The organism is Maribacter litoralis (genome assembly GCF_003075045.1).
Lineage (GTDB): Bacteria > Bacteroidota > Bacteroidia > Flavobacteriales > Flavobacteriaceae > Maribacter > Maribacter litoralis.
The window spans coordinates 924,691-941,454 of the sequence record NZ_QCZD01000003.1 but is presented as its reverse complement, the minus strand read 5'-3'; the positions used below and the strand labels follow the sequence as shown (position 1 = coordinate 941,454).

The following is a 16,764-nucleotide window of genomic DNA, read 5'->3' as shown; positions in this document are numbered from 1 at the left end:
TTGAGAAGATTTGTTAATCTATGAAACGACATCATCGAAAAAATGTATCTAGCTCAACCGCTTAATCAATCTCCTTATTTATATAATTATAGTATCTTCAAACTAAGAACCAAACATACGAGCCGAGACCGTTGTAAGCAAGCCGTACACCCAACAAACATTGAACATATCACCATACATATTTGAACCCGAAAAAAGTATTGAAGTTTATAAAAAGACTTCTGACTACTTATTGGAAAATTCTAGCATACAAGACAAAATAGGAGAATTAGGATGGTTTTATCATATAATTGGAATGACAATCCCTCAAAACTGGGACAATTTTTGGTCTGGACACATATTTCCATTTTCAGAATCTTGGGAAGAACTTCAAATTTCATTTAATTTAGTTTGTTTTGGACTTTATAAACAAGCTTTTGTCTCATTACGAAGTGCACTCGAATTAGGTATGTTATCTGTCTATTACAATATCAATGATGAAGGACATAAAATGGTAAAAGATTGGCTTGCATCAAAAGATTCTAATGACGCGAATACACCAAGGGCAAGTGTAATTTGGAGAGTATTACTTTCCAATAAAAATATAAAAGAATTTGATGATAAACATAATCTAAAAGAAAGGTTTAATGAGCTTGGGTTTTTACATAATTACGTTCATACGAAAGGAAGTAAATACTCTAATAAACTCGGTAGACTTAAAAGTAATTTTCAAACTTTCGAATCCGACCAAATAGAAAATTGGCTTGACACCTATCAAAAAATAGCCTCGATTGTCTGCACGCTTCATTTATTAAAATACCCAATAGCAGTTGTAAAATATGATTATTCACAAAAATTTGGAATTGACATACCAAGTTTTGGTGGATTGGAGGAATTTAATATCGAGAAGATAAGAAGAATTTTACCAGACGACTATTTGAGTACAATTGAAAACATTGCGGAAAATGACAAAGCAACACAGGAAACAATTAACGAAATAAAATCATTTCCTGATAAGACCGAAGAAGAAGTTGAAGAACAATGCAGATTTATTGAGAAAATGAGTATTGAGGGTTCAGGATTTATCAAATGGCTCGAACAACAAAAGAAATTCCTCGAATTAATAAACGAAAGGGAATTTAGTGAAGTAATGCAGAACCGAATTGACTATCTCAAGGATTGGTCTATTGAAAATGACCTTTATGACAAAACAAAGTTAGACAAGATTAAAGAAAAGAATAATAAATAAAAAAGCCAGCTTACAACAATGTGCATAATTCAATGCTAGTTATAGCCTACTTACGAAAGTCCTCGTGGACTTTCTATCTGTGATTTATTTGCCAACTTTAGTGCTTAAACACGCAACGAAATCATACGCTAGACCGTTAGCTCTAATTATAAAACAGCTTAAAAATGAGAATCGGAATATGCATTTCACTCTTAATTATTTTGACAAGCTGTAAAAATGAAGTTCGGTTTGACTCTGCCGAATGGAATAAAAAAAATGTGGATTGGGAATGGACTGAGCAACGCGAAAAAATGGTTGTGGACTTAATAAAAAGTGACACCTTAATTGGACTTCAAAAAAATAAAATATTGGAGTTACTAGGCAATCCATCTACTGAAACCGAAAAAAAACTTAAATACTTAGTTCGCGAAAAATATGAATGGAATATTGACCCTGAGTTCATAAAATATCTTTGGGTTGAATTGGACAAAAATGGAAAAGCTACTAAGTGTTATATTGAAAAAATTAAATAACTAGAGCTAACATAAGTAACCATTGCACAAGCCGTTGATCAGAAACAAAAACCATCGATATAAGCCACTTTATGGGGCTTTTTTTATCCTGTTAGAAGCTGAACGTCAATTTTTAGTACGTAACAGAAGTGCTTATCGGGTAATGAAGTGTGGTTTTTACTAATGACAACAACGAAATTACCATAATTTCCTACTTATTAGTATCTTACCTTTCTATGCCTAACAAAATACATCTTGAACATATCTTGTTTTTAGATATTGAGACCGTACCAGAAAAGAGCTCATTTGACCAGTTAGACGATACTACCAAAGAACTGTGGGCACATAAATCTCAGTACCAACGTAAAGACGATATTACCGCAGAGGAATTTTACGACCGTGCCGGTATTTGGGCGGAGTTCGGTAAGATCATTTGTATTTCCGTCGGTTATTTTATTGTTCAAGGTGATCGTAGAAATTTTAGAATTACCACGTTTTACGGTGAAGAAGCCAAACTTCTACAAGATTTTAAAGATATGCTAGACGAGCATTTTAACCATGCAAAGCATGTGCTGTGTGCTCATAACGGTAAAGAGTTCGATTTTCCCTACATAGCACGCCGTATGATCATTCACGGCATATCATTACCCCATAAACTGGACCTGTTCGGTAAAAAACCCTGGGAAGTACCACATATAGACACCATGGAGCTTTGGAAATTTGGCGATTACAAGCATTATACGTCCTTAAAATTAATGGCGCATGTACTGGGTATACCATCACCAAAAGAGGATATTGATGGCAGTATGGTACGCAGCGTCTACTATGAACAAAATGATCTACAGCGTATTATTAAATATTGCGAATTAGATGTATTGACCACCGCACAGGTATATTTACGACTAAGAAATGAGGCATTATTGAATGATAACGAAGTGAAGAAAGTAGCCAAATAATTGATTTGAGTTAAAAAAAGCATCCAACGATATAAAAACATAACGAATGATGTAATTTTGTTTGTACCATCATTGTTTTAAAAGTGTCTTATTTATGAAAAAATGCATCTTATTATTTTCGGTAATCGTTTTAGTAGCAAGTTGTGTGGAAGAAAAGGAAATAAGCTCTATAAACCCTGAAAACTGGTCAAAGAGAAAAACGACCATAAATGCTATGGATTCGTTAGAGCATGGTAAATCTTACCTCTCTATCTATTCTCAAATTTACAGCAGTTCTGAGCATAAGACCCATAATTTGACCGCCATGGTCAGTTTACGCAATACCAGTGATGTAGACACCATTTACTTGACGAAAGCAGAGTATTTTGATACGCATGGTGTATCGTTAAGAAATTACTTTAACCACCCTATTTATTTGGCTCCATTGGAAACCGTTGAGATTATTATCGATGAGATGGATGTTGAAGGTGGTACGGGCTCAAATTTCATATTTGAATGGCATGCACCCAAAAAAAGTCCGGAGCCTTTATTTGAAGGTATAATGAACTCCACCGTTGGGCAACAAGGTCTATCATTTACCACACAATCAAGAAGGATCAATTAAACCCGATTTAGTACTTATAAAACTTAGTACTCTTGTTGACGTCGAAATCTTGAATCTGTAATACATAAAGACCAGAAGGTAGATCAGATACGTTGATTCTTGAATTTGTAGCCGCATCCATTTTTAATTCTACACCACTGGTGCTCATAATTCTATATACCGCCGTATCCGATGTTTTTACGTTCAACTGAATTTCATCGACCGCAGGGTTTGGGTATACGTTAAAAGGAATTTGAGAATCTGCGCTTAAGGCGTTTAACGTTTCAAGTTCGGTCTCTTCACCGTTAAAGGTAAAAGTAGCCACTTCACTAAACTCAGAAGCGATGTTTTGTGAGCAGAACGTTCTTAATCTAAAAGAATAGGTTTGATCCAATAACAATGCTTTCCAGCTAAATGTATTGATTGAAATATACTCGGTAGTCCATTCTTGTTGGTGTACTTCTTTGTACTGAATTTCATATAGTGCGTCTTCAGAAGCATCCCAAGTTAATTCAACACTAGAAGTTTCCGCTGCATCAAGGGCAACTTCTGGAGCATTAATGGAACAGTTGGTCATAGCCACACCAGAAACGATCAATGAAAAATCTTGCATTTCGTTTACCAATTCCCCTTTATGGGTTACCGTAATGGTATATGAACCACTGGCATTGGCTATTTCAACTCTTTCAAAAGGATCAACCTTATTATCACCTCTAGTAGCGGCACTACTGGCTTGAGCAGGATTTAATTTCCAAGGTAAAAATGTTTTTCCGTTCTGTGTAATTCTAATATCAAGATCGTTTACCAAGGCAGCCGTAGTATTGTTAAGTTCACCAGTATTTACAAAACTCGACTGTACATCTGTCCAAGAAATAGAAGCGATTAATGGCTCATTACCTTCAGCAGTAACTTCAAATGAGAAAGACGCACCGTTTTCCAACGATTCTTCCGCTACGTGACTTGTAAAATCTTTATTGTTCAATAATTCTGCCGCGGTTTTGGAGTTCATGATTCCCCATCCCATTTTATAATCAGGACCTTCGGCATCAATGTCATCTGCAGTATGTAAAGCCAAGCCTTTTAAAGTAGCGGCTTTCATATACTCACCATAAAGCTCTTCATGATATTGTTGTAACAATAATAAAGAACCCGTAACCCCAGGCGTAGCCATAGAGGTACCCGAAGAAGTATCATAGCTTGTATTGCTAGCGGCATCCGTAGATAATACCGTACCGCCGTTACCAGCTAAATCGGGCTTAATTCTACCATCATCAACAGGACCAAAACTACTATAGGCAGAAACTTCGGCACTTTTTAAGTTTCCGTTGTTATCTATTTTAGAATTGGCACCAGCAACCGTAATATTGTTTTTAGAAATGGTGAAACCCAAAAGTACGTCAAAACCATCAGCAGTTTTACCGTAAGTAGGGGTATCATTATCGCTACTTTTTTGAGCATTACCTGCAGCGGTAACCATTAAGTAATAAGGAGCATTGTACATGATCTTGTCCCAATCTTGAGCCACTTTGGTATATGCACCAAAATACCAGTCTGGTACACGATCTGCTTTTATACCGTAAGAATGGTTAGAAAGCAAAAGACCATCTGCAGCGGCTTCGGTAACCTCTATCTTATCCCTTGTCCAATCATGGGAAATAACATTCGCCATATTGGCAACTCCCCTAGCATCTTTTTTAAGTCCCGTTGAAATAATACTTCCTGTAACATGAGTGGCATGGGTATCCACTTCAGCGTTTTCATCTCCAACAGCAATTCTTGATGTATATTCCACATGATTTTGAAGTGCTATACCAGCATCCCAAACACCAACGTTCATACCATTACCATCCAAATCCAATCCCATTAAACCATCGGTATTTAAAGTACTAGCTCTTGAAACCAACCCAGCTTCATCTGCATATGTCTCATAATACAAAGGGCTACCATCTGCACCTATACCCTGTAACTCTATTTTTTTACCATTGGCAAGTGTTTCCTTGATTTTCCAATTGTTCAGTTTCGCCGCTTCTTGTAATTGGGTTCTTTCAAGAGCATATTCAGATACCAAGTTAGACCTAAAATTCGCCAATGCGGTCTTCTTATTATTGTCAGCTATTTTTAAACGTTGTTGAGAAGTTTGTGCAGTTGCGAAATTTGCGACTAACACAATAAAGAACAGTATTAAAAGAATACTATTTGTGCGGTAGGTTGGTTTGTAGGAATTCATAGTAGGTTACAATTGTAAGATTTGGACTACAAATATATGAACCCTGCTGAGTGTTCGGTGAATGAACACTTTTATTCGATGAATTACCTAGAGATAAAGATGAACCTGTTGTGAAAACCCCATTTTTTGATGTGTAGGATTTTTCTTTCTGTTAATTTTGGGATTATGAATTGAAAGTAAGCATAGCATAAACCGGAAAGTGATCGCTGTATCCACCAAGATATTTGTCAGAAACAAAGGTTCGATAGGGTGTACCTTTATATTTCCCTTTCTTTTCCCTTAGCGATTTGTGATCATAAATATCTGCCTTATCAAAACTATGGGTGTTCTTTTCATAATTGAAAAAAGAGTTGGAGACCAAAATTTGATCGAACATGTTCCACTTGTTTCCATAAACAGATGATCCCCTACTTTTGGGTATGTGCAATGTCTCCATTGGGTTGAAAAGACCCGCCTCTTCTTTTAAGGTCTGTATGCTCAACGATGAGGGATCATCATTAAAATCTCCCATAACAATAATGTTAGGGTCCAATTCTTCCGTTTTAATACCTTCTATACGTTGAACTATCTCTTTTGCCGCAATAACACGTTTGTATTCCGTCTCAACACCACCATCTCTTCTAGATGGCCAATGATTTACAAAGACGTGTACCAATTCTTTATTTAATTCTCCTTTTACATATAAGATATCTCTCGTGGTATCTCTAACGCCACCGGCATTATCTACCAAAAGTGCCAAAGGTTCTGCATGCAGCAACTTAAAAAATCGTTTACGATAAATAAGTCCCGTATCGATACCACGTTCATCTGGAGAATCGAAATGTACAAAACCATAATCCACATCATCTAAGGGATCGGTATCTAACAATGCTTTAAGCACACTATTATTCTCTGCTTCTGCTACACCAATTAAAGCAGGAGGATAAGGATGTTCTTCATCTCCTATTCTATAAATTGTTTTGGCAAGTTTCTGTAGTTTACGCTGGTATTTTTCTACCGTCCACTTTTTAACTCCGTTAGGGGTAAAATCCTTATCCAATATGTTCACATTACGTTCTGGATCAAATAGATTTTCTAAATTGTAGAAAGCGACCGTATAGCGCTGTTTTTTAGTCTTTTTCTTAAAAAATGGTAATCGCATGTATATAATTAAGATATAAACTACTGCAGAGCAAGTACTCTTGAGTATCGAGTCAATAAAAATACGAAATAGCTTATGGGTAATTGCTTAATTTAGCACTTTACGTTATTATGATAGAAAAGAAGAGTATAGATTATGAAAAAGCGGTTCTTATTGGTATTATCAATAGGGAACAGAGTGAAGAAAAGGTATCTGAGTATTTAGATGAATTAGAGTTCCTTACCTATACCGCTGGTGGCGAAGTAACAAAACGGTTTATACAACGTATGGACGTACCCAACCCAAAAACACTAATTGGTAGTGGTAAAATGGAAGAGGTACAGCAATATGTTGAGGAGAACAAAATAGGTTCCGTTATTTTTGATGATGAGCTTACACCTGCTCAGCAACGAAACATTGAAAAAATACTACGTTGTAAGATCATTGATAGAACAAGTTTGATCTTAGATATTTTTGCACAGCGCGCACAGACAAGTTACGCCCGTACCCAAGTAGAGCTGGCACAATATGAATATCTATTGCCAAGGCTAACCGGACTTTGGACACACCTCGAGCGACAAAAAGGGGGTATTGGTATGCGCGGACCCGGGGAAACGGAAATTGAAACCGATAGACGTATTGTTCGTGACCGTATTACTTTATTGAAAAAGAAACTGTACAAAATTGACCGCCAAATGGAAACCCAAAGAGGAAACCGTGGTGCCTTGGTAAGGGTTGCATTGGTTGGGTACACCAACGTGGGTAAATCTACCCTAATGAACGTTATAAGTAAGAGTGATGTATTTGCAGAGAACAAATTGTTCGCTACATTAGATACTACGGTTAGAAAGGTCGTTTTAGGTAATTTACCTTTTCTTTTAAGTGACACGGTAGGATTTATTAGAAAACTACCAACCCAACTGGTAGAAAGCTTTAAAAGCACCTTAGATGAAGTTCGTGAAGCAGATTTATTATTGCACGTTGTTGACATTTCGCATCCGCAGTTTGAAGAACATATAGATTCTGTAAATAATATTTTGTCTGATATTAAAAGTTCGGATAAAAAAACAATTATGGTCTTCAATAAAATAGATCAGTACGAGCATGAAACAATAGATGACGATGATTTAATTACAGAACGTACCGGAAGACATTTTACCATCAATGATTGGAAACATACCTGGATGGAAAAAGTAGGTGACCGTGCCATTTTCATTTCTGCATTGAACAAAGAAAATCTTGATGAGTTTAGAAAACGAGTCTACGACGAAGTAAGAGATATACATGTTACCCGTTTTCCGTATAACAATTTCTTATACCCAGAACATTTAGACGAGTATTAATGACCAATTTTAATCAAATAAGTGTAGTTCATCGATGAAATTAAACCGATGATAAATCTCACCACACAATGCGTTCAGTTCACAACATAAATTGTTTTCAGCAAGATCATATGTATTAATTTTACAGTGTACTTAAGCAAAGGTATTGACCCCAAATCGATATTTTACTTATGATAACAAAAAGTAAAATCCCAAATTTTACGATAATTACTTAACCGAAAAAAGCCCTCTAAACAGAGGGCTTTTTTAATTTATACACTTATACGTTTTTAATACTTAGAACGCGTAGTTAAGACCTACTAAGAAATAGGTCTGTAACTTGTTGTCAACAGTATCGAATGTCTCTGCAGGATTGTCAGCTAATGCAAAGTTTAAAGCTTCTTGCTTGTTGTCACGTAAACCGAATTCAAAACCTAAACCGATTCCGTTCCATAACGTGTAACCAAAAGAGTTGATCCAAGTTAAGTTCGAAAGGTCACCGCTCTTATAGCTTTGAAACATAGATAGGTTAGATTTAAAGTTTACAGCACCGATCTTTTTAGTATAATCGGCAACAATCTTAGCACCTAAAGAAGATTCAAAAACTGCATCGTTATCACTAAATACAAAGTTGTAGTTTAAAGGGTGAATAACAACGACCAAATCGGTAATTGGGTTCCAAGTGGCACCAACACCTAAATCAAGGTATCCTGGATCGTTGAAATTATCTAGTATAGTAGTTCTGTATTCAGCTAAACCAGAAATTGCCCAAGTTTTGCTAATATTTCTACCGTAAAGAGAAGTGATGTTAAATACATCTGTTCCTTTTTGGAAGCTATCATCATCGGTATCGTCGTTCTTATCGTCGAACTTTACCCATCCAAGGTTTACGTTTGCAGAGTTTCTCCAAAAGAATTTTTCTTCTTTTAAATTGGCAAAAGCATTTACGGTTACACCAATGTTACCAGAAGCTAAATCTGGTGTACCTTGACCGTACCAATTATTGAAGCTGCTCAAGTTAGCACCAATAGTACCAAAAGCACCTTTTTTCCATCCTGGTAAGGCATCGATTTTACCTTGAATTGCATCTGCTCTACCTTGTATAGCTGCAATAGAATCTTTAGCTGCACCTAACTGTGTTTTTAATTCTTCTTCCGTTTGAGAGAAACCAACGGTTGCAACAAAAGCAAGAGCTAGGGTTAATACAATTTTTTTCATAATAATTAATGTTTATAATTTATAGTTGCGCAAATGTAAGAATACTTCGCAACTTCTTTAAACAGGAAATTGTTATTTTCTCTTGTATAATGGTACCGAAGAGCATGCTTCGCCGTACATAATAGACTTTGCGACCGGCTTTAAACGCTCAGCTAGAAACAAATAAGCGTTAGCTGGCACAGGCTTTTTACTGCATCCTTTAATAATCATTAATTTATCTTGATATTCAGAAACATCGATATTTTCAATTATAGATTGATAAATACTCGTCTCTAGATCTACCAGTGAGCCTTGCACCGCTTTTTTGGCAATACCGCTAAGCTTAACGCTTAAAAGCAGATAAGCCCAACCCGGTATTATTGCATCTGTAGAACAATGCATTGCAACATAGGCATCTTTATATTGAGACCAATCATGTTCTTCAACAAAGGCTCTAAATTCTTTTTCTTTAAGAATAAAGCCTTCATACAACCAATCTGTTATGTCCAATACCATTCTTTCGCCTTTCGGGTAGTAATCCTCAAGGTTAAAAGTAATAAGCTTACTTTGAGCAACTTTATTTATTATCTCATCTTGCATAATGGCATCTTTTAAAATAGAACAACAATCTCTTTAAAGCAGACCTAGTTCTAATTTTGCCTCTTCGCTCATTAAATCTTGTGTCCAAGGTGGATCAAAAGTAATTTCTACCTCAGCATCTTTAATAGCATCTAAAGACTTTACTTTTTCTTCTACTTCTGCCGGTAAACTTTCAGCCACAGGGCAATTTGGAGAGGTAAGTGTCATTAGTATCTTTACCTCATTATCTTCGTTCACCAAAACGTCATAGATCAACCCTAACTCGTAGATATCAACAGGAATTTCCGGATCATAAATGGTCTTTAAAATACGAACAATTTTTTCTCCTAATTCTGCACTATCCTCTGCTATATTTTCGTCACTCATAATTTCTATTCTTCAATTTGTGTTTGATACGCAACTGCGTATAACTTTAATTGTTTGATCATACTCACCAAACCGTTTGCCCGTGTAGGCGACAAATGCTCTTTTAACCCAATTTCATCAATAAACTGCGTATCGGCATCTAAAATATCTTGTGGTTTTTGGTTGCTAAATGCCCTTATTAAAATAGCTATTATACCTTTTGTTATTATGGCATCGCTATCTGCCGTAAAAACCAATTTGTTGTCTTCCAATTCAGCATGCACCCACACCTTACTTTGGCAACCCTTAATGATATTATCGTCAGTCTTAAATTCTTCTTTGATTAATGGAAGCGACTTCCCTAACTCTATCATGTATTCATAGCGCTGCATCCAATCATCGAACATGGAAAATTCGTCTATAATCTCTTCTTGTATCTCTTTAATTTCCATTGCTTTATTTTATGCAAAAATACGATAACAATTGAAGGATTTCAAACCTTAACATTACCTATGAAACTTTGTGTTATAACAACATACTTTTAGCTTTTAGAATACCTTGCACAAGTATGTCCACTTCTTCTTTTGTGTTATAAAAAGCAAAGCTAGCACGAACGGTACCCGGTATTTTAAAGAAATCCATAATTGGTTGTGCACAATGGTGTCCTGTACGCACCGCAATACCCAGCTTATCTAAAATACTGCCCATATCATACGGGTGAATACCTTCTATATTAAATGAAATTACAGAAGTCTTGTTCTTTGCCGTTCCGTAAATTTTGAGTCCGTCTATCTTTAATAATTCTTGCGTAGCATATTCCAGTAGTTCGTACTCATACTTGGCAACTTCTTCAAAACCAACACCGTTCATATAGTCCAATGCAGCACCAAAAGCAATACCGCCACATATATTGGGCGTACCGGCTTCAAACTTATGGGGTAGATCGGCATAGGTAGTTTTCTCAAAAGTAACCTCGGCGATCATTTCGCCACCACCTTGGTACGGAGGTAACTTATTCAACCATTCTTCTTTACCGTATAACATACCAACTCCCGTTGGTCCACATATTTTATGAGCGGAACAAGTATAAAAGTCAACATCTAAAACTTGTACATCAGCAACTAAATGCGGAGCTGCCTGAGCCCCATCAATTAATACCGCTGCTCCAACTTTATGTGCCATTTCTATTATTTCTTCAATAGGATTAATGGTACCTAACGCATTTGAAATATGGTTACAGAATACCAATTTCGTTTTATTGGACAACAACTCTTCGTACGCATCCATCAGTAACTCCCCTTCTTGATTCATTGGAATTACTTTTAAAATTGCACCGGTACGCTCGCATAACATTTGCCAAGGGACAATATTGGAATGATGTTCCATGGCAGAAACAATTACCTCATCACCTTTCTGGATCAATGCAGAGAATCCGTTGGCAACAAGATTTATACTATGCGTTGTTCCGGACGTGAATATGATTTCATAAGATTTTGAAGCATTAAAATGCTTCTGAATCTTTAATCTAGCCTGCTCATATTTATCTGTAGCCTCTTGCGAAAGCGTATGCACCCCACGATGTATGTTGGCATTGTAGTTCTGATAATAATCTACAATAGCATCAATAACCTGTTGTGGCGTTTGCGATGTAGCGGCATTGTCCAAATAGACCAATGGCTTACCATTTACCTCACGCTTAAGTATTGGAAAATCTTCTCTTATCTTTTTAATATCTAACATAGTCAATCTTCTTATATACAAAGATACCCGATAATGAAAACATATCGGGTATTGTATATTATCCTTTTGTGATAATCTGTGTTTACAGAGAGTTAAAACCGAAATCCGACGCCAGCTTTTATTAGACTACCATTTTCATCATAATTATAACTGAAAGTTTCTCCATTTATAACGGTGTCACCATTTACATTTACGTTTAAGTAATCATATTGAATTTGAATAAAAAATCTATTAGAAATATCATAAGACAGACCTAAATTCAAGTTTAATCCTCCGTCAGTAGAATTATTATCAACTTCTGAATTATTTCCACTTTTATAATAGTAATCATCTTTAACTATTGAATAACCTAAGGCAATTTGTGGCTTAAGTTTTGCAAAACCCGGTATCGCCAATTCAGCAAACACTTTTGGCTGAATTAAAAGCTTTTTCACTTTATAATCATTATTTACGTTTACATTCTCCTGATCGAAGTAAGTCCATTCATCTTGATTTTTTAAATATGCGGCACTAATTCCAACACCAATATTTACGGCACCTAGCTCAACAAAACGATATTTAATACCCAAATCGACAACACCATTTAATTCACTAAATCCTAAATCATCCGAAACATTTAATGGATAATTGGCTTCCACACTCCATTTTTGATCTTGAGCATTTGTAATAATAGAGGTAAGCACTAAAAATGAGGTAAGTAAAAGTCGTTTCATAAAATTCCAGTTAATTATTTATAAGACGAAAATAGCTTAATAGTAGTGTAAGAAAATACAACGGCTCGTTAAGAATAACCTAACGAACCGTTAATTTTAAACAATCTTGAATTTAAAAAATATATTACAAATCAAACCCAAGGTTCACCCCTAGCTTCTTTGCTATCAATTTATTTATTCTAGTCTTTAGTTCAGGAATACGAACAGAAGACAGTACGTTATTTGCAAAGGCATACATTAATAATGCTCTAGCCTCTTTCTGTGGAATCCCCCTTGATTGTAGGTAGAACAATGCATCTTCGTCTAATTGACCAATAGTACAACCATGAGAACATTTTACATCATCGGCAAAAATCTCTAATTGAGGTTTTGTATTGATACTTGCTTTATCACTGATCAAAATATTGTTATTCTGTTGAAAAGCATTGGTCTTTTGAGCAATCTTATCAACGATAATTTTACCATTAAACACCCCAGTTGAACTATCACCATAAATACCTTTGTAGTCTTGGTGGCTTTCACAATTAGGTTCAATATGATGCACTAAGGTATGGTGATCTACATGCTGCTTTTCTCCTAAAATAGTAACACCTTTCATAGTAGAATCTATATACTCCCCATTCTGATAAAAATTAAGGTTGTTACGCGTTAATTTACCCCCGAACGAGAAGGTATGTAATTTAACAACACTCTTATCTTTTTGATCTATATAGGTATTATCGATCAAAGATGCAGATTCAACATCATTCTGAATTTTATAAAAATCAACGATGGCACTTTTATCGGCAAATATTTCGGTAACCGCATTGGTAAGCACCTCATTAGAGGTCAAACTCTGGTGACGCTCAATAATTTGCACCTCGGCATTTTCTTCAACCACAATTAAATTACGTGGCTGTAGCATTAACGACGCCTCATTACCTGTAGAGAAATGTAAAATTTCAATAGGCTTTTTAGGCATCTTGTTTTTAGGAATATAAATATATGCCCCTTCTCGACTAAATGCCGTATTCAATGATGTCAATGACTCGTCTTTAGATGCAATTTTATTAAAATACACATCAATAACCGGTTTGTACATTGGCTTTGTAAGCGCTGCACTCATTAAGCAAATGTCTACCCCATCATGTGTAGTTTCAGAAAGGTAAGAGCTATAAATACCATCAACGAAAACAATTTTATAAGAATCGATCTCATGTAAAAAATAACGCTTTACATCTTTGTATTCCAACGCATTGTCTTCCTTTGGAAAAATGCTAAAATCAATTTTCTGTAAGCTATTTAGTGATGTATATTTCCATGCTTCCTCTTTTTTGGAAGGAAACCCTTTTTCCTCAAAGTTCTTTATGGCCGCCATACGAACATCATGTACGGGATGTTCAACATCCACATTGTTCTCAAACGCCATAAAAGAGGAAATCAATTTATCTTTTAAATCCATATTTTTTCAGTTGCCAGTTTACAGTAGCAGTTGGCAGTTATACTCCCTGATTACCACCACTAAATACTGTATACTTAATTACACCGCTGTTTCTTGCTTTAACCAGTCGTATCCTTTTTCCTCTAGCTCTAACGCAAGTTCTTTACCACCAGATTTTACAATTTTACCATTATGTAAAACATGTACATAGTCAGGTACGATATATTCTAACAAACGTTGGTAGTGCGTAATCAATATTACTGCATTGTCTTTGCTCTTTAACTTGTTTACACCACTAGCAACAATTCTTAGGGCATCAATATCCAATCCAGAATCGGTTTCGTCCAAAATAGCAACCTTAGGCTCTAACATTGCCATTTGAAAAATTTCGTTTCTTTTTTTCTCACCACCGGAAAAACCTTCGTTCAATGATCTAGATAAAAATTTGCGGTCAATCTCCAATAATTCAGATTTCTCACGAATTAATTTCAACATATCCTTTGCAGGCATATCCTCTAGACCCTTTGCCTTACGAGATTCGTTAATGGCAGTTTTCATAAAGTTGGTAACAGAAACACCTGGAATTTCAACTGGATATTGAAAAGAAAGAAAAACACCTTTGTGCGCTCTTTCTTCTGGTGATACCTCTTCTAAATCTTCACCACTTAATTCAATTGACCCTTGGGTAACTTCAAAGTTCTCATTACCTGCAATTACTGAAGCCAATGTACTTTTACCAGAACCATTTGGTCCCATAATAGCATGTACTTCACCTGCTTTTACTTCTAAGTTAATCCCTTTTAATATCTCTTTATCCTCTACACTAGCATGTAGATCTTTAATTTTCAACATAATATGTTACTTTAAATATTCTGGTGCCTACGGCTTATTTTTTAATATTGACTATTCTTTATCCTACAGAACCTTCTAAACTAATTTCTAATAGTTTTTGTGCTTCTACTGCAAACTCCATCGGTAGTTTGTTCAAGACCTCTTTACTAAAACCGTTTACGATCAAAGCAATTGCTTTTTCCGTATCTATACCTCTTTGGTTACAGTAAAAAATTTGATCTTCACCAATTTTACTCGTAGTAGCTTCGTGCTCTATCATCGCGCTTTTATTCTTTGCCTCAATGTAAGGGAAAGTGTGTGCGCCACATTCGTTACCCATTAAGAGCGAATCGCACTGAGAGAAATTACGCGCCCCTTCAGCACGGCTATTCACCTGTACTAGACCACGGTAACTATTTTGCGATTTACCTGCAGAAATACCTTTAGAGATTATGGTACTCTTTGTGTTTTTACCAATATGTACCATTTTGGTACCCGTATCTGCTTGTTGGTAATTATTGGTAACGGCAATCGAATAAAATTCGCCAATCGAATTATCTCCTTTTAAGATACAAGAAGGATATTTCCACGTTACGGCAGATCCCGTTTCAACCTGTGTCCAAGATACCTTAGCGTTCTTTTCAACCATAGCTCTTTTGGTTACAAAGTTGAACACCCCACCTTTACCATCTTTTCCTCCAGGGAACCAGTTTTGTACCGTTGAGTATTTAATCTCCGCTCCGTCCAAAGCGATAAGCTCTACCACGGCAGCGTGTAATTGGTTTTCATCTCTAGAAGGTGCTGTACAGCCTTCAAGGTAACTTACATAACTGTCTTCGTCTGCGATTACCAATGTACGTTCAAACTGACCTGTACCTGCTTGGTTAATTCTAAAATAAGTTGATAGCTCCATTGGGCAACGTACCCCTTTAGGAATATAACAGAAACTACCATCAGAGAATACAGCGGAATTTAATGCTGCGTAAAAATTATCTTTTTTAGGAACTACAGAGCCAATATATTTCTTCACCAATTCCGGATGATCCTTAATAGCTTCTGAAATGGAACAGAAAATAATACCTTTTTCTGCCAAGGTCTTTTTAAATGTAGTTGCTACGGATACGGAATCCATCACAATATCAACAGCTACATTTTGAAGTTTCTTTTGCTCATCTACAGAAATACCCAATTTCTTGTACATCTCCAATAACTCTGGATCAACATCATCCAATGTTTTGTTCGGATCCGCTTTCTTTGGTGCAGAGTAGTAAGATATCGCTTGAAAATCTGGTTTCTGGTAATGTACATTAGCCCATTCTGGCTCTTCCATCTCCTTCCAATACTTGAAAGCCTCCAATCTCCATAGTGTCATCCATTCCGGCTCTCCCTTTTTCTTTGAAATGGCAATAACGATTTCTTCGTTTAAACCATTGGGAAACGTTTCGGACTCAATATCTGTATAGAAACCATACTCGTACTCTTTGGTTTCCAATTCTTTCTTTAATTCTTCTTCTGTATATGCCATATATTCATAGTTAATAAGTTAAAAGTTAATGAGTTAAAATTAACTACATCTCTTCTTAACATATTTAAAACATCACTTCATTCTATAATGAAAAACTTTCGCCACAACCACACGTTCTTTGTGCATTAGGGTTGTTAAAAACAAAACCTTTTCCGTTTAGACCACCTGAGTATTCCAACACAGTTCCTACTAAATATAAAAAGCTTTTTTTATCAACGATAATTCGTACATTATTGTCTTCGAACACTTTATCAGCATCATCTTTCTTATTATCGAAGTTTAATTCGTAAGATAATCCACTGCATCCACCACTCTTAACACCAACACGCACAAAATCTTTAGAAGCATCAAAACCCTCTTCTGTCATAAGGGTGATGACTTTCTGTTTAGCCGTTTCTGATACTTGAATCATAATATCTCGATTTAATCTAAAAATAGTTCACAAATATACGTTATAAGTAGGTTT

Annotated in this window: 17 protein-coding genes; 5 read left to right on the top strand and 12 right to left on the bottom strand. The window is 35.8% G+C overall.

What is annotated here, in order from left to right; all coding sequences use genetic code 11:
- Nucleotides 1-160: 160 nt before the first annotated feature.
- From DCS95_RS15650 to DCS95_RS15635, 4 genes are all read left to right on the top strand, one after another.
- Nucleotides 161-1,228, top strand: coding sequence for a hypothetical protein (locus tag DCS95_RS15650; RefSeq protein WP_116771698.1), 1,068 nt, complete (start codon nucleotides 161-163; stop codon nucleotides 1,226-1,228).
- Nucleotides 1,229-1,392: 164 nt separating this feature from the next.
- Entirely contained in the window at nucleotides 1,393-1,740 is a 348-nt protein-coding gene (locus DCS95_RS15645; protein ID WP_116771697.1) for a hypothetical protein, read from the top strand.
- Nucleotides 1,741-1,955: 215 nt separating this feature from the next.
- Nucleotides 1,956-2,675: a 3'-5' exonuclease gene (locus DCS95_RS15640; RefSeq protein ID WP_116771742.1), complete on the top strand. Its 720-nt coding sequence runs from the start codon at nucleotides 1,956-1,958 to the stop codon at nucleotides 2,673-2,675.
- A gap of 94 nt (nucleotides 2,676-2,769) precedes the next feature.
- The gene (locus DCS95_RS15635; protein ID WP_116771696.1) at nucleotides 2,770-3,279 is read left to right on the top strand and encodes a DUF3124 domain-containing protein; all 510 of its coding nucleotides are present in this window, start codon (nucleotides 2,770-2,772) and stop codon (nucleotides 3,277-3,279) included.
- A gap of 7 nt (nucleotides 3,280-3,286) precedes the next feature.
- Here DCS95_RS15635 and DCS95_RS15630 read toward each other — a convergent pair whose 3' ends face one another.
- Both DCS95_RS15630 and DCS95_RS15625 read right to left on the bottom strand, forming a co-directional pair.
- Nucleotides 3,287-5,485, bottom strand: a complete 2,199-nt coding sequence (locus tag DCS95_RS15630) for a S8 family serine peptidase (RefSeq protein WP_116771695.1) — start codon at nucleotides 5,483-5,485, stop codon at nucleotides 3,287-3,289.
- A gap of 163 nt (nucleotides 5,486-5,648) precedes the next feature.
- On the bottom strand, nucleotides 5,649-6,626 hold the full coding sequence (locus DCS95_RS15625; protein ID WP_116771694.1) for an endonuclease/exonuclease/phosphatase family protein: 978 nt from the start codon (nucleotides 6,624-6,626) through the stop codon (nucleotides 5,649-5,651).
- 110 nt (nucleotides 6,627-6,736) lie between these two features.
- Between DCS95_RS15625 and hflX the strand changes: the two genes are divergently transcribed.
- On the top strand, nucleotides 6,737-7,948 hold the full coding sequence (gene hflX, locus DCS95_RS15620; RefSeq protein WP_116771693.1) for a GTPase HflX: 1,212 nt from the start codon (nucleotides 6,737-6,739) through the stop codon (nucleotides 7,946-7,948).
- 276 nt (nucleotides 7,949-8,224) lie between these two features.
- On the opposite strand, the gene DCS95_RS15615 is transcribed toward hflX, so the two are convergent.
- From DCS95_RS15615 to DCS95_RS15570, 10 genes are all read right to left on the bottom strand, one after another.
- Entirely contained in the window at nucleotides 8,225-9,145 is a 921-nt protein-coding gene (locus DCS95_RS15615; RefSeq protein ID WP_116771692.1) for a DUF3078 domain-containing protein, read from the bottom strand.
- A 72-nt stretch (nucleotides 9,146-9,217) separates the two neighbouring features.
- A complete protein-coding gene (locus DCS95_RS15610; RefSeq protein WP_116771691.1) occupies nucleotides 9,218-9,724 on the bottom strand; it encodes a DUF2480 family protein in 507 nt (168 codons plus the stop codon).
- Nucleotides 9,725-9,757: 33 nt separating this feature from the next.
- On the bottom strand, nucleotides 9,758-10,090 hold the full coding sequence (locus DCS95_RS15605) for an SUF system Fe-S cluster assembly protein (RefSeq protein WP_058104470.1): 333 nt from the start codon (nucleotides 10,088-10,090) through the stop codon (nucleotides 9,758-9,760).
- Nucleotides 10,091-10,095: 5 nt separating this feature from the next.
- Nucleotides 10,096-10,521: a SufE family protein gene (locus DCS95_RS15600; protein WP_071340900.1), complete on the bottom strand. Its 426-nt coding sequence runs from the start codon at nucleotides 10,519-10,521 to the stop codon at nucleotides 10,096-10,098.
- A 73-nt stretch (nucleotides 10,522-10,594) separates the two neighbouring features.
- Entirely contained in the window at nucleotides 10,595-11,809 is a 1,215-nt protein-coding gene (locus DCS95_RS15595; protein ID WP_116771690.1) for an aminotransferase class V-fold PLP-dependent enzyme, read from the bottom strand.
- 92 nt (nucleotides 11,810-11,901) lie between these two features.
- Nucleotides 11,902-12,522 (bottom strand): outer membrane protein, encoded by a 621-nt coding sequence (locus DCS95_RS15590; protein WP_116771689.1) that lies wholly within the window; start codon nucleotides 12,520-12,522, stop codon nucleotides 11,902-11,904.
- Between the two features lie 124 nt (nucleotides 12,523-12,646).
- Nucleotides 12,647-13,963, bottom strand: a complete 1,317-nt coding sequence (sufD, locus tag DCS95_RS15585) for a Fe-S cluster assembly protein SufD (protein WP_116771688.1) — start codon at nucleotides 13,961-13,963, stop codon at nucleotides 12,647-12,649.
- A gap of 78 nt (nucleotides 13,964-14,041) precedes the next feature.
- Nucleotides 14,042-14,794 carry a Fe-S cluster assembly ATPase SufC gene (gene sufC / locus DCS95_RS15580; RefSeq protein ID WP_116771687.1) on the bottom strand — a complete coding sequence of 251 codons (753 nt, stop codon included), beginning with the start codon at nucleotides 14,792-14,794 and terminating at the stop codon, nucleotides 14,042-14,044.
- Between the two features lie 58 nt (nucleotides 14,795-14,852).
- Nucleotides 14,853-16,298: a Fe-S cluster assembly protein SufB gene (gene sufB / locus DCS95_RS15575; protein WP_116771686.1), complete on the bottom strand. Its 1,446-nt coding sequence runs from the start codon at nucleotides 16,296-16,298 to the stop codon at nucleotides 14,853-14,855.
- 82 nt (nucleotides 16,299-16,380) lie between these two features.
- Nucleotides 16,381-16,710, bottom strand: coding sequence for a HesB/IscA family protein (locus tag DCS95_RS15570; RefSeq protein ID WP_116771685.1), 330 nt, complete (start codon nucleotides 16,708-16,710; stop codon nucleotides 16,381-16,383).
- Nucleotides 16,711-16,764: the final 54 nt, after the last annotated feature.